The sequence below is a fragment of the Runella sp. R0.1_18 genome, from assembly GCF_057652155.1.
Genome location: NZ_JBYFCK010000001.1, coordinates 609,964 through 626,826 on the forward strand (window position 1 = coordinate 609,964; position 16,863 = coordinate 626,826).

15 protein-coding genes are annotated in these 16,863 nt (G+C 45.0%); 9 read left to right on the forward strand and 6 right to left on the reverse strand.

Annotated features, from left to right (window positions below; translation table 11 throughout):
• Positions 1-116 precede the first annotated feature (116 nt).
• Positions 117-905, reverse strand: coding sequence for a hypothetical protein (locus tag AC23P2_RS02615; RefSeq protein WP_487771744.1), 789 nt, complete (start codon positions 903-905; stop codon positions 117-119).
• Positions 906-1,053: 148 nt separating this feature from the next.
• Positions 1,054-1,344, reverse strand: a complete 291-nt coding sequence (locus tag AC23P2_RS02620) for a helix-turn-helix domain-containing protein (RefSeq protein ID WP_487771745.1) — start codon at positions 1,342-1,344, stop codon at positions 1,054-1,056.
• A 358-nt stretch (positions 1,345-1,702) separates the two neighbouring features.
• Between AC23P2_RS02620 and AC23P2_RS02625 the strand changes: the two genes are divergently transcribed.
• On the forward strand, positions 1,703-2,974 hold the full coding sequence (locus AC23P2_RS02625; RefSeq protein ID WP_487771746.1) for a Gfo/Idh/MocA family oxidoreductase: 1,272 nt from the start codon (positions 1,703-1,705) through the stop codon (positions 2,972-2,974).
• Between the two features lie 68 nt (positions 2,975-3,042).
• Complete coding sequence (locus AC23P2_RS02630; protein WP_487771747.1) at positions 3,043-6,480, forward strand: 3-keto-alpha-glucoside-1,2-lyase-like domain-containing protein; 3,438 nt, start codon at positions 3,043-3,045, stop codon at positions 6,478-6,480.
• Positions 6,481-6,539: 59 nt separating this feature from the next.
• On the opposite strand, the gene AC23P2_RS02635 is transcribed toward AC23P2_RS02630, so the two are convergent.
• Positions 6,540-7,367 carry a DUF2911 domain-containing protein gene (locus AC23P2_RS02635; protein WP_487771748.1) on the reverse strand — a complete coding sequence of 276 codons (828 nt, stop codon included), beginning with the start codon at positions 7,365-7,367 and terminating at the stop codon, positions 6,540-6,542.
• 219 nt (positions 7,368-7,586) lie between these two features.
• Between AC23P2_RS02635 and AC23P2_RS02640 the strand changes: the two genes are divergently transcribed.
• On the forward strand, positions 7,587-9,395 hold the full coding sequence (locus AC23P2_RS02640) for a hypothetical protein (protein ID WP_487771749.1): 1,809 nt from the start codon (positions 7,587-7,589) through the stop codon (positions 9,393-9,395).
• A gap of 62 nt (positions 9,396-9,457) precedes the next feature.
• Here AC23P2_RS02640 and gatC read toward each other — a convergent pair whose 3' ends face one another.
• Positions 9,458-9,745 carry an Asp-tRNA(Asn)/Glu-tRNA(Gln) amidotransferase subunit GatC gene (gene gatC / locus AC23P2_RS02645; RefSeq protein WP_183978239.1) on the reverse strand — a complete coding sequence of 96 codons (288 nt, stop codon included), beginning with the start codon at positions 9,743-9,745 and terminating at the stop codon, positions 9,458-9,460.
• Positions 9,746-9,867: 122 nt separating this feature from the next.
• Here gatC and AC23P2_RS02650 point away from each other — a divergent pair, with 122 nt between their 5' ends.
• The 4 genes from AC23P2_RS02650 (at position 9,868) to AC23P2_RS02665 (ending at position 12,792) form a co-directional block, all read left to right on the forward strand.
• Positions 9,868-10,431 carry an RNA polymerase sigma factor gene (locus AC23P2_RS02650; RefSeq protein WP_487771750.1) on the forward strand — a complete coding sequence of 188 codons (564 nt, stop codon included), beginning with the start codon at positions 9,868-9,870 and terminating at the stop codon, positions 10,429-10,431.
• A gap of 38 nt (positions 10,432-10,469) precedes the next feature.
• Positions 10,470-10,919 carry a hypothetical protein gene (locus AC23P2_RS02655; RefSeq protein ID WP_487771751.1) on the forward strand — a complete coding sequence of 150 codons (450 nt, stop codon included), beginning with the start codon at positions 10,470-10,472 and terminating at the stop codon, positions 10,917-10,919.
• A 49-nt stretch (positions 10,920-10,968) separates the two neighbouring features.
• Positions 10,969-11,187: a hypothetical protein gene (locus AC23P2_RS02660; protein WP_487771752.1), complete on the forward strand. Its 219-nt coding sequence runs from the start codon at positions 10,969-10,971 to the stop codon at positions 11,185-11,187.
• 138 nt (positions 11,188-11,325) lie between these two features.
• Positions 11,326-12,792, forward strand: a complete 1,467-nt coding sequence (locus tag AC23P2_RS02665) for a TonB-dependent receptor (RefSeq protein WP_487771753.1) — start codon at positions 11,326-11,328, stop codon at positions 12,790-12,792.
• A gap of 126 nt (positions 12,793-12,918) precedes the next feature.
• Here AC23P2_RS02665 and AC23P2_RS02670 read toward each other — a convergent pair whose 3' ends face one another.
• Both AC23P2_RS02670 and AC23P2_RS02675 read right to left on the reverse strand, forming a co-directional pair.
• The gene (locus tag AC23P2_RS02670; protein WP_487771754.1) at positions 12,919-13,260 is read right to left on the reverse strand and encodes a HigA family addiction module antitoxin; all 342 of its coding nucleotides are present in this window, start codon (positions 13,258-13,260) and stop codon (positions 12,919-12,921) included.
• A gap of 14 nt (positions 13,261-13,274) precedes the next feature.
• Positions 13,275-13,553, reverse strand: a complete 279-nt coding sequence (locus AC23P2_RS02675) for a type II toxin-antitoxin system RelE/ParE family toxin (RefSeq protein ID WP_487771755.1) — start codon at positions 13,551-13,553, stop codon at positions 13,275-13,277.
• A 197-nt stretch (positions 13,554-13,750) separates the two neighbouring features.
• Here AC23P2_RS02675 and AC23P2_RS02680 point away from each other — a divergent pair, with 197 nt between their 5' ends.
• Together AC23P2_RS02680 and AC23P2_RS02685 are read left to right on the forward strand one after the other, a co-directional pair.
• Positions 13,751-14,764 carry a DUF4238 domain-containing protein gene (locus AC23P2_RS02680; protein WP_487771756.1) on the forward strand — a complete coding sequence of 338 codons (1,014 nt, stop codon included), beginning with the start codon at positions 13,751-13,753 and terminating at the stop codon, positions 14,762-14,764.
• Positions 14,765-15,054: 290 nt separating this feature from the next.
• The gene (locus AC23P2_RS02685; protein WP_487771757.1) at positions 15,055-16,857 is read left to right on the forward strand and encodes a hypothetical protein; all 1,803 of its coding nucleotides are present in this window, start codon (positions 15,055-15,057) and stop codon (positions 16,855-16,857) included.
• The last annotated feature ends 6 nt before the right edge of the window (positions 16,858-16,863 follow it).

Here is a 16,863-nt window from a genome sequence, read left to right on the forward strand (position 1 = left end):
AAAATTATTACTTCATTCGTTAACTTGCGAAGATTGATTGTAAGCCTTTAATAAAATAAATTTATTAAAGATATTATTAGGTGACTTTCAAACAACCATTGCAAAAGCATTCTACCTCATTTACGGTCAAAAAAATCTGCGTCGAATCCTCTCACATCCTGCATTGGGCTCATAGAATAATAAACGACCTTTGCACGAGCTTTCCAAGGACTTAATCCATGGGATTGAGGCCCATCTAGCCAATGGGAAACTGTCGTAGGACCTTGGAGAGGATACCACCCCCCAGACTGATAAAATGAAGTCCAAGAACTAGTCCAGTTCATTTTTTTATCCAAAGCATAAGACACATTTTGTCCACTATTAACCTTAATAATGAATTCTTCTGGCCATGGATCACTAATGACCTCGTACTGTTTTTGTTCCAAATTAACTTTAGCATTTTTAGCTCCTAATACGTTTATAGTTTTTTCCTTTACTGATAAACGGTAACCTGTAGCTCCTTTTGGTAATTGTTTTTCTAGAACTTCCACAATCATCGAGCTTCTTTGGTTAGGCGATGATTTTTGTTCAAGCTCAGGTTCATTTACTAGTCGATTTGGTGAAACATCATCAAACAACGGCTTAACCTGAAAATCAATGTTTGTCAGATGTTCTTCGAGCGTCTCTTTATCTAAACTAGCTAATCGAAGAATTATTTTTGTACCTGTACTTTTATCCTTCAATACCACATCTTGTTTAAAGAACTTCACCCCTTCCTCTTTTTCCATTTGGTCTATCGCGCTTAATAGTTCCTCTTCGGTTTTAGCTGTGGTTGGCGCTACCTCCGTTTCTTTAGGTTGGTCACAACTCATTACTAGGGCGGTCAAAAAGAACGCCCCCATCGTTGATAAAACGATTTTTTTCATACTTTTGTACTGGTTTAAATGATTAAATAATTGTTTGAACTGCTACGAGAAGCTCCGCACGGTGGCCAAACTGACGCGGGGCTTTCTCTTTTTTTGAACTATGCGCAATAGTCAGCGGCAAAGTTCACGCACAAAAAACAACGTTTTGTCAACCCAAAGGTTGAATTTTCTCCAACTTTGCGCGTAAATGCAATAAAAATTGATGGAATTCGCACCTGCCCTGCAAACCTAGCTTCGCAATGAGGCGGTTTTTGTGGGTTTTAACCGTCGCAAGAGAACATACAAGTTCTTCGGCTATTTCATTATTGGGCTTTCCTTCTAAAGCAGCCCCAAGCACTTTCAACTCTCGGCGGCTAAGTGCTACCCCTTCTTTCAACAAGCATACCTCTAAGCGGCTTGGTTGTTCAATATTTCCCGTCTGATTTTGTTTGGCTGCCATACATTTAATTAAAAAACACTGTTAGTTAGTTAGTTAGTTAGTTAAGCCTTAAAAGGCATAAAAAACCAACACCCCGCGCTTTTGGCAACGGTCACTTGTAACGTATATTTCAATGTCAAAAATAGGGCAGTCCGTCTAGCGGTAATAATGGGTATGTTTTGCATATCCACGGACAAAGATAATTTGGCTTCGTTAATTTTCAAATGAATTTAGTTTTAAATTGATTAAATAGTCAAAGCTTGGGTACTTCTCCCCTTTTCTATTTTTCTTCAATAACCCTTGGCCTTATTTTAAAAAAAATGAGTAATGTATAGTCACTGTTGCCTTACTGACATAAGCACCTAATTGACTATCTGCTATGACCTCACAGACTTCTCGGAGAAAATTTCTCAAAGGTTCGCTGGCTACCTTAGCCACGTTTTCTATTGTGCCTCGGCACGTGCTGGGCAAAGGCTATCTCGCTCCTAGCGACCAACTTACCAAAGGAATCGTCGGCGTAGGCGGCATGGGCCGTGGCCACATTCCGTACGCAGGTACGCGCGTAGTAGCCGTGTGCGACGTGGACAAACGACACATCAAACTAGCCCTCGACGAACTAGGCAACAATGCTTCAGGCGTAAAAACCTTTGGGGATTACCGAGAACTGATTCAATTGCCCGAAGTGGACATTGTTCACGTAGCTACTCCCCCCCACTGGCACGGTATCATTGCTGCCGATGCCGCCCGCGCAGGCAAAGACGTATGGTGCGAAAAACCGATGACCCGAACCATCGGCGAAGGAAAACGCTTGGTGGAAGCCGTACAGCAACACGGTCGGATTTTCCGCCTCAACACTTGGTTTCGGTTCGAGTCCAACTTTTATGGCATGAACTCTACCGTTCGTCCCATCAAAAAATTGGTAGAAAGTGGGCTATTGGGCTGGCCGCTCAAAGTCACCGTAAGCCGCCACACGGGCTTCGATTGGAAGTTTTACTGGGTAGGTAAAACCGACCTAACACCCGAACCCGTTCCCGCCGACCTTGACTACGATATGTGGCTCGGCCCTGCGCAGTACAAGCCTTACAACACCCACCGCGTCCACAATACCTTCCGTGGTTACTGGGACTACGACGGCGGTGGCTTGGGCGATATGGGGCAACATTACTTAGACCCTATCCAGTATTTCCTCGGGAAAGACGATACCAGCCCCATCAGCGTGGAAATTGATGCACCACAGCAACATACAGACGCCGTAGGCACTTGGCACCGTATCGAATATACCTACGCCGACGGCTGTAAAATCATTCTCGACGGCGAAGGAAAAGACGAAAACGTTCCGTATATCGAAGGACCAAAAGGCAAACTTTACCCCAATTTCAGGTCAGATATTCCTGATTTGGAGAAAAAATTAGCCGCTTTCCCCGACCCCGAGCCTCAAGTCACTGACTTTGCCGAAGCGGTAAGAAAACGTCAAAAATTTGCGCTCAACGAAGAGAATGGCCACCGTTCTTGCACGATTGTGAACATGGGATTGACGGCATTGCGTTTGGGTCGCTCGCTCAAGTTTGACCCCATCAAGCAGCTCTTTGTGGACGACGAAGGCGCCAATCGCCTCATCGACCAACCCATGCGCGGCCCTTGGACTATGTAATTTTAAATGTCGAATAACGAGTTTAGAATGTCGAATTTTTAATTTTTCGCAACCAAACAGGACTTTCTATGAAATATACCATACATTTACTTTTAGGACTCTGGCTGAGTACCACCGCCGTCAAGGCGCAAGTGGATGCCCGAATTACCAATCTTTTACGGCAATTTCCCTCCCAAAACGCCAAACAGCAGCAAAAAAACATGGACGACATGGCGGCACTTGGCAAAACAGGAATCACGGCGTTGGCTTCGCAGCTCTCATCGCCCGATAAGGCGGAACACGCCAAAGTACAATACGCGGTGGGTGGATTTACGTATTACGTTACCCAAGCTGGCAAAGACGAATGGCGACAAATGGCTGCCGAAGCCTACGCCGAAGCCCTGCCTCGCGTGAGCGATAAAAACAACCAAGCCTTTCTGATTTTTCAACTTCAACAAGTAGGAAAAGACGAGGTAGTAGGTACGTTGGCCAACTACTTGACAGACGCACAATTAAGTGGCCCTGCTGCGCGAGCCCTTGGTAAAATTGGAACTGCCCAAGCGACAAAAGCCTTGAACCAAGCGCTTTCTACCGCGACGGGTGAGGCACAAATCTCCCTCATTGAAGCCCTTGGCGACGCTAAAGTTAGCGATGCCGCCCCTGCCATTGAACGAATCGCTGCGGGTGCCACGGGCAATTTACAAAAGGTAACACTTTACGCTTTGGCCCAAATTGGGGGTAACACCTCTGTATATACGTTATCGAACGCCGCTGCTAAAGCCAATTATTCGTACGACGTTGCAAACGCTACTTCGTCGTACCTTGTCTATTTAGAACGTTTGGTTGAAAATGGTCAAAAAGCGTTGGCTGTTAAAAGTGCCACTGCACTCTTAAAGAACGCTCCCTCCGACAAACAAACTCCTACTCGCACGGCTGCCTTGAAAATTTTGGCCGATGCGCAGGGAGCGTTGAGCGTCCCAAGTCTCCAAAAAGCAGTAGCTAGTCCTGCCATAGAAGAGCGAATTGCCGCTTTGAAACTGGCTCAAAAGTTTCTTACTCCCGCCAATACGCAGCAGTGGATAGCCGCTTTGCCACGTTTCAAACCCGAAGCCCAAGCCGAGGTGATTACGATGTTGGGGCAAGCCGACGCCAAAACTGCCCTTCCTGCACTCCTCAAGCAACTTTCTAGCAAAGTAAGTGTGGTTAAAATTGCGGCGATTGGTGCATCGGCAAAAATTGGCCAAGAAAGTGTCTTGAAAAACTTATTGGAGGTATCGAAAAAAAGCTCAGATGACGAAGTGAAGGCCGTAAAAACGGCACTTTTGTCGCTCAAAGGAGACAATGTGGTCAATCAAGTAGCAACGGCGCTGCCGACACAACCAGCCAATGCCCAAGTGGCTTTGCTTGAGTTTTTGGCGGCTCGCGCGGCTGATTCAAAAATTGATGTAGTGTTGGGACAATTAAAAAATAATGACCCCAGCGTTAAAAATGCTGCTTTTTCTGCCCTTAAGCGCGTTTCGATGCCGAAGGATTTACCAACCTTGTACGAACTCTTAGGCACGGTTTCGGCACCTACTGAATTGTTGGCTACCCAAGAAGCCATTACCGCTGCCCTCAAAGGTACAGGAAATGCCAACCAACAAACCCAACTTTTATTAGGACAAATCAACAACGTAAGTGCAGAGAAAAAGCCCGCATATTTGCGTGTTTTGGCCAACATCGGCACCCGTAAAGCCTTACAGTTTGTGAGTTCTTCTTTTACCAACGGCTCAAGTTCAGCCCAACAAGCAGCACTGGCAGCCCTTGCCAACTGGTCGGATGTAAGTGCCATTCCTGAGTTGCACAACATTGGAAAAAGCACGACCGATGCCTCTTTCACCGAGCAAGCTGTGGCGGGAATTATCCGCGCAGTAACGGCGTCAAAGCAAAATCCAACGCAGCGAGTCCTTTCACTGCGCGAAGCATTGTCAATTGCCAAAACATCGGCACAAAAAGAAAGTGTTTTGAAAGAATTGGTGCGCAATCGTACATTTAATGCCCTCTTACTTGCAGGCCCTTACTTAGACGATGCCGCACTCCAGCAAACAGCCGCCCAAGTAGTCATCAATGCTGCGTTGTCCAACAAAGACTTCAACGGCGCAGCAGTTCGTTCGTACCTCAGCAAAGCTCTCAATTTTGCATCAAGCGATGCCCAGAAGGAAGCCGTACGCAAACACTTGGCCGAACTTCCAGCGGGAGATGGCTTTGTATCATTGTTTAATGGGAAAGACCTAACAGGCTGGAAAGGATTGGTCGCCAACCCAATTGCCCGCGCCAAAATGCACCCCGATACGCTCGCCGCCAAGCAACTCAAAGCCGACGAAAACATGCGCAAAGGGTGGATTGTCAAAGATGGCGATTTGGTTTTTACGGGTCACGGCGACAACCTCTGCACGGTGAAAAAGTACGGTGATTTTGAGATGTTTGTGGACTGGAAAATCGAGCCGAAAGGCGACGCAGGCATTTACTTGCGTGGCTCTCCGCAAGTACAAGTATGGGATACCTCACGCATAGAGGTGGGGGCGCAAGTTGGTTCGGGTGGATTGTACAACAACCAAAAGAACCCAAGCAAGCCACTCAAGGTAGCCGACAATGCCATCGGCGATTGGAACACCTTCCGTATTATCATGAAAGGTGACCGCGTAACGGTGTATTTGAACGGCGAGTTAGTGGTGGACAACGTGATTTTGGAAAATTATTGGGATAGAAAAATTCCAATTTTTGCCAAAGAACAGCTTGAACTTCAAGCCCACGGTACGTTGGTGGCCTACCGCGACATTTATGTCAAAGAATTGCCTAGCCCTGAACCATTTGCATTGAGTGAACAAGAGAAAAAAGACGGTTTCAAGGTATTGTTTGACGGCACCAACATGTTTGAATGGCAAGGCAACACCACCGACTACATCATTGAAAACGGCGACATGGTGATTTATCCTAATCGTGGTGGCAAAGGCAATCTTTATACCAAAGACGAATACAGCGATTTTGAGTTCCGTTTTGAGTTTCAACTAACACCTGGTGCCAACAACGGCCTTGGAATACGCGCTCCGCTTCAGGGTGATGCGGCTTATGTAGGCGCAACCGAATTACAGATTTTGGACAACGAAGCCGAGATTTATAAGTCGTTACAGCCTTACCAATACCACGGCTCGGCTTACGGAATTATCCCTGCCAAACGAGGATTCCACAAACCGCTTGGACAATGGAACTACCAAGAAGTAGTAGTAAAAGGGTCAAAAATAAAAGTAACCCTCAACGGAACAGTCATTTTGGATGGCGATCTAGCCGAAGCTTCTAAAAATGGAACTGCCGACCACCGCGACCACCCTGGTTTGAACCGTACTTCGGGATATATCGGCTTTTTGGGCCACGGCGATGTGGTTCGTTTCCGCAACATTCGGGTGAAAGATTTGACGGTAGTTCCGCCTGTTGAACAACCCGCCCCAGAACCTGCTCCGACTGATAAGAAAAAACGGAAGAAAAAATAGAAGGAGAATACTGAAAGTTAGTTGGAGGTGTAATCACCTCCAACTAACTCATTTAAAGACTAAAGTGTAGCAATCAATTTTTGATTAAGCACTACGTAATCATCATTTTTAGCTTCTTTGGCCAATTCAATCGACTTCATGGCTGTTGCTTTTGCACCTGCTTTGTCACCAGCTTTTGCTTGGATTTTAGCTTTCAAGTGCATTACCCAAAATGCCGTAGGCTGAGCTTCTACCGCTTTGTTTGCCCACTCCAATGCTTTGTTAATGTCTTTTCCGTTATCGAAATAGTAGCTAGCTGCTTGAAAATACGGGCGGCTATCTACTGTCATAGCCGAATTGATCTGCGCCATGATTTTGCTGTCGATATCAGCTACAACGGGGAATTCTACCGCCGTGTTTTCCCACAAAATTTGTACGCTTGCTGATGAAGCCGTTAAGTTGCCCAACATAATTGTAAACGACTCAATGTTCATTGGCAATGCCATAGGCTTCACTTTGAAACGAGCTACGTCGTCTTCGGTTTTGTATCCCGTCAAACCTGAGTTATTCGCGCCTTTGTTGATGATGATTTCCCATTCGTTAGCATTAGGCACCGAATAGATAGCGTAAGACCCTGCTTTTACGGGCATTCCACCTACTTTTACATCCTCACCAAACGTGATTTTAGTAGCGCCATTGGCACCTGTTCTCCAAATTTTTCCGAAAGGCACTAAGTCACCAAATACTTTACGACCCTTTGCAGCTGGGCGAGAGTAGTTGATTTCGATAGACGAAAGTGCAAAATCTTGCTTGAGGGTTTGGGTTGGACTAGGAGCAGGCGTCTTGATTCCTTGCGCCATTGACCCCAGCGAGATGAGGGACAAAAGAAGTACAGCGACTTTTTTCATTTGAGTTTTTGAGATTTTGTTTTGGGAAATAAACTAATACATTCGATAGGCTATTAGCTATTCTACAAACTCATTCGGCGGCTAAAAAATTCACCTGCCTACGTTTTTAATCCTACTTTTCCTGACCTACGTCATCTTTTCCACCGCAGAATATCGCGACTTTTGAAGAGGTATGCTTTTGCCTATCTATGTTTTTATTTTACTAACAACTGCTTTCACATGGCCAAACAACACACCTTTCATATTCCTGTCATGGGGCTGGGGTTTACAATGGAAACACCCATTAAAGTCGCTCGTTACGGGATTTCGTCAGTGATTTCAATCATTGAAGACGAACTCATGGAACGCCTCCGAGAATTATACAGTCCATGGGTGAATGATTCTTTTGCCCCCATTGCTACCTACGAAGAAGATTACCGCGCGCGTCGGATTGCGTCGTACCTCAACTTGGTCAACCGTATCGTCAAACAACAAATAGAAACGTTACGAAATCTTCCTTTTTCCCTTGGAAACGACCTCGTGAAGTACTTTGAACTCCTTCCTGACGACTCGCCTGTCAAGCTGATTTACCAAAAAATGACGACGCTCGAAGACGGCCCTGCCAAAATAGAACTTCAAGAGCAGCTTCGGAGCGAAGTAAAAGCGGGGGCTATCGACGTCAATATTATGTCCAAAGTCGATCGTAATACCTACACCAAAGACGGCGAAATGCTTCCTAAGGAGTTTTCGGATGCGTTGTCGAGTTTACGGGGTTTTGCTACCAGCGACTTAGAATCCTCGGTCGTATTTTCCGCAGGTTATAACCCGCGCTTGTACGCCTACATCGACACCTTTCCCGACTTTCTACCCGACGCAACAGGTCGGTTGAAGAAAAAAATTATCCTAAAAGTGAGCGACTACCGTTCGGCGCTTACGCAAGGTAAACTATTGGCAAAAAAAGGTTTATGGGTTTCCGAATTTCGGATTGAATCGGGACTCAACTGCGGTGGGCACGCTTTTGCTACCGACGGCTTGTTGTTAGGCCCCATCATGGAAGAGTTCAAAAACAACCGCGAAGCGCTCGCCGAAGAACTTTGGACACTTTGCAACCAAGCCCTAACCACCAAGGGAGCACCCACCTTTGCGACCGTTCCTCACCTTCGGATTACGGTGCAAGGAGGAATTGGAACCGCCAACGAAAACCAGTTTTTACTTGACTACTACCAAGCCGACGCCACTGGCTGGGGAAGTCCATTTTTGTTGGTTCCCGAAGCCACCAGCGTCGATGAAGTCACGCTTCATCAACTTGCCACGGCCAAGCCCGACGATTATTACCTGAGCCACGCTTCACCGCTTGGGATTCCGTTTAATAATTTTCGCAAAAGCTCCGCACACCTGCAAATTGAAAAACGCATTGCCAAAAACCGCCCTGGAAGCCCCTGTTACAAGAAGTTTTTGGTATCCAATACCGAGTTTACCGAAATTCCCATTTGTGCCGCATCTCGCCAGTATCAGCACCTAAAAATCAAGCAATTGCAAGAACAAGGGCTAACTACCGCCGACTTAGAAACACAACTTGCTACGGTGGTCGAAAAAGATTGTTTATGTGAAGGGCTAGGCGCTTCGGCTTTGTTGAAAGACGGTTTGGCTCCCGCCCACAACTTAAAGGCAGTTTCGGTATGCCCTGGTCCTAACTTGGCGTATTTTTCGGGCATATTTTCGTTCAAACAAATGGTGGATCACATTTACGGACGCACCAATTTGCTCAATTCGGTGAAGCGCTCAAATTTGTTTGTGAATGAACTTCGGATGTACATCGACTATTTTGAGAAAGATTTGAAGAAAAATACCGAACAACTTACGACCAAAAAACTTCGGTCGCTACAGTTATTCAAGGCCAATCTTTTGGAAGGGATTTCGTACTATCAGCGGCTGATTCCGCAACTCAAAAACGAGGCCGAAAGCTACTTAAATGAAATGCGGGCGGAGTTGGCGCAGTTTGAAGAAGCCGTACAGCAAATTGTCTTGCCTGTGCCTGCAATGGTGTAATTATTAGCCTCCCGAAAGTTCAAAACTTTCGGGAGGTTTGAACTTTCGGGAGGTTCTGTATTTTATTCAATCACCTTCGGCACGCGGAAGTATGTTCCGTCTTGTGAAGGCGCATTGACCAACGCTTGTTCTCTAGGCAAGTGATTTCCAACCACATCTTCACGCATCACGTTGATTTCGGCCGATATATGGGTCAGAGGTGCTACATCTGTCGTATCTAATTCATCCAACTGCTCCATCCACGACAACACACTTTCTAGGCTTTTCAGCAACGGAGCTTCTTCTTCGGGTTTCACTTCCAAACGCGCCAAATGCGCAATTTTGTGAAGTGTATCTTTATCTATTTGCATTCTCTCAATTTTTCCACAAAATTATCACTTTATCCACAATTTGAAGGAATCAAAAATTATTTTGGTGGAAAACTGCAACCTTTTTTCTGCTCTTGCATTATGGATTCAAATTGTTATTGAGTTTGAAAACCGTCGCTGAACCCATAAACGTCTCCCAACCCCTCGATGCACAGGCATTTGGGCAACTCTACGATGCGTATTATTCCAAAATTTTTGGATACGCTTTTCGTCGGGTGGGAGATTATGACATTGCCCGCGACGTGGCTGCCGAAACGTTTTTGAAGGCGTTTTTAAACCTAAAAAAATACCGTTTTGAAGGACACCACATTTCCGCTTGGTTGTACAAAATTGCCACCAACGAAATCAAACTCTTTTTTCGTAACCAAAAATACCGCCCCGATTTGTTTGGACAGTTGTCGGACGATATGCTTTCTGACCGCGAACTGCTCACTGTTTTTGAACGCGAAAAGAACGAAACCGAGCGCCAAATGGCCGATTATGAAGCATTTGCCGACGTACAACGTCACCTCAAAACCCTCGACATCAAATACCAAGAGGTGATTGCGCTCAAGTATTTTGAAGAAAAAAGCATTGCTGAAATCAGTCTTATTTTAGACAAACCCGAAGGCACCATCAAGTCACTGTTGTCGCGGGGTATCGACTATTTACGGCAAAAATGCGGCTAATTACCCAACCACTTTAACTCAAGTTGGCCATGGAACCAATGGACGAATTCGAAAAAAAATTACAGAACTTAAAAAAACCTCAGGTGATGACCGAACATCAGGCGTATTTAAAATTACCCATCCTCAACACCCGCAAATCGGCAGCCATGGGGTGGTGGCTGGTGGCACTTCCATGTTTGTTGCTGGCCTGCGTTGTCATGCAACTCGTCTCGGGCGGCAGCATTCGCGTGTTGGACATGCTATTCAACACCCTCGAAGCCTTTGACCGCTCGCACGGCGGCTGGTTTTCGCCTTTAGTCTTTGTACTTTTTCCGATGGTAGCGGCAGGGATGAACCTGCTCTCGCTCCTCAACGTGCTTTACGATGCCGAACACCGTGAGCTCATCATCACACTCAAAGTACGTTTCTGGAATCTTTTCTTGATTTTTGTGGGATTTGGAGCTGCCCTCTTTATCGGATTCCACGCCCTTCTCCAGCATTTCCATTGATTTTTTCAGGCTCAATATTTCATCCATATACTATACAATCGCCACTTTTATGCACTGGTTTATTCGAAAAGGTATTTTTTTTAAGCCCACCTCCCCCGTTGGTTGGGCATTGTTTATCCTTGTAGCCATGTACGCTGTCCACGCGTTGATTGAGGTCAATGAACATTCTCATTCGACCATGGAGACAATCATAAACTGGTTTTTCAGGGTAATTTTAGTAGGCGTCGCCTATACCATCGTAGCATATTTTATGTCAGAAAAAGAGTAGTTTGTCCGCAAGCAAGCGTGCTGATTTGGGAGTTTATTGTATTTTTGTCAAGACCAAGTATTCGCTTTTCTTTTCAAGCTATTGTCTTAAAAAACCTTGAAAAGGTTACAAAACTGGGTATCAACAAACGTCTTTCCCATGAGCATCAAGTACGATAAACACATCGGCACCAAACAAAAAGCCCTTCGCATCAACTTAGACCGCCGCATTTATGGCTCTTTTGCCGAAATCGGGGCGGGTCAAGACACTGCCGCTCATTTTTTTAAAGCAGGAGGCGCTTCAGGAACCATCGCCAAAACCATGTCGGCCTACGACATGAAATTTAGCGACGAAATTTACGGTCCCGAACCCAGCGGTCGCTACGTGGTGGAATCGCGCTTGATGAAAATGATTCAGCACGAGTATGACCTCGTCGAACAACGTTTGGCCGAAAAACGCGGTGCGGATAGTTTGTTTTTTGCGTTTGCTAATACCGTCGTTGCCCTCAATTACCAAAAAAGCAACGAAGGCCACGGCTGGCTAGGACTGCGTTTTCAACTGACGCCCCGTGCTCCGTACAACGACGTGGTGATTCACATCAAAATGCTTGACAACGACAGCATTTTGCAGCAACAGGCGCTAGGAGTAATTGGGGTCAACTTGATTTATGCCTGTTTTAACTACTACAAATCGCCCGAAACGTTGTTGATGTCGTTGATGGACGACCTCGGCCCCGACCGTGTCCACATCGACATGATTCGGATTCAAGGCCCTGATTTTAACCACGTTGACAACCGACTGTTGAGTTTATACTTGGTCAAACACGGCTTTACCGAAGTAGCCATGTTTGGCCCCGACGGGCAAGTATTACAACCATCGGAAGCCCTCTACAAAAAACATATTTTGTTGCTGCGCGGGCGGCTTCGTCCCATCACCAATGTTCACATTGATATGCTTCGCAATGGCCTCAAGCAGTTTAAGGCCGAACCCGACGTGGACGAAAAGAAAGTGATGATGGTAGCCGAGCTTACGCTCCAAAACCTCCGTGGAGCAGAAAAAGACATCAACGAGAAGGATTTCCTCGACCGCGTGGACGTGCTGAGTTCGATTGGGCAGACGGTAATGATTTCCAACTATCACGAGTACCACCGTTTGGTGGCGTTTTTGGCCAAAACCACCCGCCTCAAAATTGGTTTGGTTTTGGGGGTTCCTAACTTGGAGTACATTTTTGAAGAAAGTTATTACCAAAACCTTCCAGGCGGCATTTTGGAGTCGTTTTCGACCTTGTTTAGCCGCAATGTGAAGCTGTTTGTTTATCCTACGTTTAAAAACGGAAAACTGTACACCTGCCAAAACTTCGAGTTGTCCACCAATTTGCAGCCGCTTTTCCACTATTTGGTGTGCAACGATAAAATCGAGGACATCCGCGACTACAACGAAGAAAACCTACGGATTTCGACCGACCGCGTTCTCGAACTCATCAAGCGAGGCGAGCCTGGCTGGGAAGAAAGTGTACCAACCGAAGTAGCCGAAATGATTAAAAACAAGTGCTTGTTTGGATTCCCCTGCGTGGTGTACGAGCCAAAAATGGCCGCACACATTCACCAAGCAGTAGGGAATTTGTAAAGAAGGAGGGACGTCTTATCTCAATAACGCGCTCAAAAATCATTTGATGGGTGTGTCATTTCCAATTTTTTTCTTGTTCCATAATAAACAATACACTGGCATTCTACTTTTAATAGATTGCTTTGACTACGCTGTTTGTAAACCCATTTGAGTATTTGACTCTGATAAAGGCCAAAAATGTTTAATAACCGAGCGGTTTACTCTTTGCTCTGCGTGCCAGAGTTCATAGTCACGTTGTAACTTCAACCAAAAATCAGGTTTATCACCGAAGGCTTCTGAAAGACGAATAGCCATTTCTGAGCTGATACCTTGGTGTTCGTTCAAAATACCTGAAAGTGTTTTAGGCGTAACACCTAGCCCTTCCGCCACTTGACGAATGGTTAAATCTTGCCCTGTTTCCTCTTTGATACCTTCAATTATGTCACGTATCATTGAACCTGGGTGCGGTGGTCTCATTCCTCTTTTCATGTTTTTTTCTCCTTTTAATGGTAATCAATATAATCTACGTCATAAGCATTACCGTCTTCAAAGCGGAAAATAATCCGATAATTACCGTTGACCTTGACTGACCAAAAGCCTTTCAGATTACCCGTCAATTGATGAAGCCCCCAACCTACAATATTCATATCATCAATTGTTTGAGCTTCATCTAACCGATAAAGTATGCGACGGATTTTTTCCACATGGTGCGGTTGTAATTTTGAATGCTCATCTTTTTCAAAAAAAAGCCGCAAACCTTTATGTTGGAAATTATCTATCATTCATGTACATAGTATTGTCACAAACATAACATATAACGTTATGGGTTACAAGCAATATTTTTTATATTTGTGAAATAAGAATTTTTAACTAATTCATTGCCTGCCAGAATAAGTAATAAAAGAAAATCGGCCGATATTCAGGTAAAGCCTGATAAAAACTAACTCCTAATACAGATTTATCAATTCAAAGTTATACCATGAATCAGCATTATGTACCTAAAGTATATCTAAAACAGTTTGAGAGCAACCGAAAAAAACTTTATTCACTTCATAACAAAGCACATAAATTTTCCCCGTACGTGAAGGAGGTAACTAAAGGACAGCTTGGTTATCTACCTGATTTTTATACTATAAAAAACGAAAAAAACTTAGAACGGTTAGGTCTATCAGATAAAGATGCTATTGAAAAAGTTTTTAATGCCCGCGTCGAAAACAGATTTGAAAAGATACTTGCTCGTTTATTATCTCCCTTGCAAACACTTTCAATGCAAGATGCTAAAGAAGTATTAGTAATGTTGCTTGCAATGAAGCAGCGCAATCCAATGTTCAGACGAGTGTTTGAAAGTCCTCAAACTCTAATTACAGCATTTGACCGAAGATTTGATGAAGTTTTTGAAGCCCGAGCCACGTTTGAGAAAATACTAAAGCGGGAAGGTGTGATGAGCTTTGAAGATTTTGTAGAATATGGTCGTAACTATGTCCATAAATTTGCCCATGACCCCAATACTCCGCAAGACCTTCATACGGAACGTATAGTAAAACTTTATCAAAATGAAGAAACTATCATAAAAGAAATAGCAGGTTCACTTCTTGGCTGTGAATGGTATATTTTTGAGACAAACCATCAGAGACCATTTATTACTTCGGATAATCCAGGTTTTTGCATTGACAACAATGAAAGGGTGCATAATCTCAAATTTTCCAATTTTGCCGAATTTGTATTCCCCTTAACTCCAAAATATCTTTTATTAATAACAGCTCGCTCTACTGAACAGGTAGGCAGTCTAAAACAGATTTATCATCAGTTAGCCAAACCTGATTTGGTAAAGTTGATAAATCGAGCAACGTTTGAAGTCAGTTTTCAAAAACTGCTAAGTAACGATGAAAATAGCCTACGCCATGTTTGGTATGATATGTGCCAATTTATTCCACAGCTTAAGGATGTACCCGACTATACGAAAGACAGCAAAAGAGATGAACATACAGTTTAATAAAGTTACGATCAAGTGAAGAGCCAAGTTAAGAATAGGTTATACCTACGAGAAGGCGATGAAATTTTAGAATAATTTACTAAAGTAATATGTGAACGGCTTTGTTACATGCCTACTTTGAATCTTTCAATGGTTTCTTTTGGGGCGGAATTGCGATACCTCACGTAAGACACAACCACTCTTGTTTGTAAAGTCCCAACAAGATAGTTTTCTATCTCAAGCCAATCTTTTTTTTATTTTTTAGCATAAAGAACGCCTTAACACCTAATTTTGTGCATAAATTGTTCACTATGTACAAAATCATTGTTAGTTGTCTTCTAGTCATTTGCACAGGAATAGGATTGTGTTCGTACGCACAGCAAACGACGCCCAACTCAACTGGTCTTCAACGAGACACTACCTACCGCGCCGACACCGCCGCTGTAGTCATCACCGCCGCCGTCCGTATCTACGACTTATCGCACGTTTCGGTCTGCCCTGGCAGCACCATCTTTGTCCCGTTCGACTTCGATGGCAAATTTGAAGAAAAAAATCGCTTTTTGGTTCAGATTTCGGACGTATCAGGACGTTTTATCACCCTTTCTGATTCGCTCAGGCACGGCCCTGCCCGCATTGTACTTCCCCAAAACCGTTCGGGATTAATAGCTGTCCGCATCATTTCTACGCACCCACAAGTAGTTAGTGCGCCTACTAGGATGATGGTTCTGCCGTTGCCCCAAGCTAAAATAGAAACCAACGACGGTGGCAGCATCGCTAAAATTGGCCCAGGCCAAGCGGCGACCTATCGGGTGTCGCTCACGGGAGCCGCTCCTTGGTCGTTTACCGTTTCGGACGGCACTGTTGTCACTAATACTTTGGTCAACCCCTACGTGACGCAAGTAAGCCCCAAAGAAACCACTTCGTACAAAGTTACGTCCATCCTCAATGCCTGCGGAAGCGGTACTAGTTCGGGCGAGTTAGTGGTACAAGTAAGCCAAGACACGTTGCCCGTCATTGCCCTCAAAGCCGTACCCAAAGCAGGATTTCGTATTTGTACAGGAACGCCCTTTCAAATCAATTTCAACGCGACGGGAAAATACAACATTGGCAACGGCTTCGTTGTCCAACTTAGCGATACCACAGGACAAAATTTTACCAACATTTCAGAACTCGCCACCGAAAGCCCCATCATGGCCAAAACGCCTTTTTCATTGAAGCCAGGCAATTATAAACTTCGGGTGGTTTCTACTTTTCCAACGATTTCTAGTGATACCGTCGATGTCAACGTTTCGGCTCCAGCCACAGCGATCCTTCGCCGCGACTCGCTCGAAATCCCCGAAGGAGGCTCTACCAACCTCACTGTTAATTTTGGGGGTGGTGGACCTTGGTTTGTCTTACTATCAGACGGTACGTACCAAAACGACATTCGGGTGACGCCTTACACGTTAAAGGTAAGCCCTAACGACCCAACGACTTATAAAATTACGTCGGCGGGGGGGTACTGCGGAGTAGGAACGTTTTCGGGAACGGCTGTGGTCAAAGTAAAAATCCCGCCTGCAACCATCACCACGGGCAACCTTTCGGATAAAATCATTTGTTCAGGTACCGAAATTACCGTACCGTTTACGACCACAGGCCGCTTTGAAAATGCCAATAAATTTATTGTACAAATTGCCGATACCAGCGGAAAATGGGTCAATCTTCCCACAGTAGGCGGTTTAAGTGCGCTTCGCGCTAAGATTTCACCGCCATTCCTAAAAGATACCCTCACTACGCACCAATTGCGCGTTATTGGCACGTTTCCGTTTACCGAGGGGGTTCCTACCAATATCAACGTAATGATGCAAAACGCGGCTTCCGCAGCCGTTACGGGCGGAGGAGTGATTCGGCCTGGAGGAGCGGCTCGGATACGAGTAGCGTTCAAAAATGGTCTGCCGCCTTGGTCCTTTGTGTTATCGGACGGAACCACCGTCAATGGTACGTTTATCAATCCGTACCAAATTACGGTCAACCCACGCACTACCACCGAATACAAAGTAGTTTCGCTCAACAACACCTGCGGAACGGGTATAACTAACGGTTCTTCTGCCACCGTAACCGTTGATACGAATTAAGTAGGA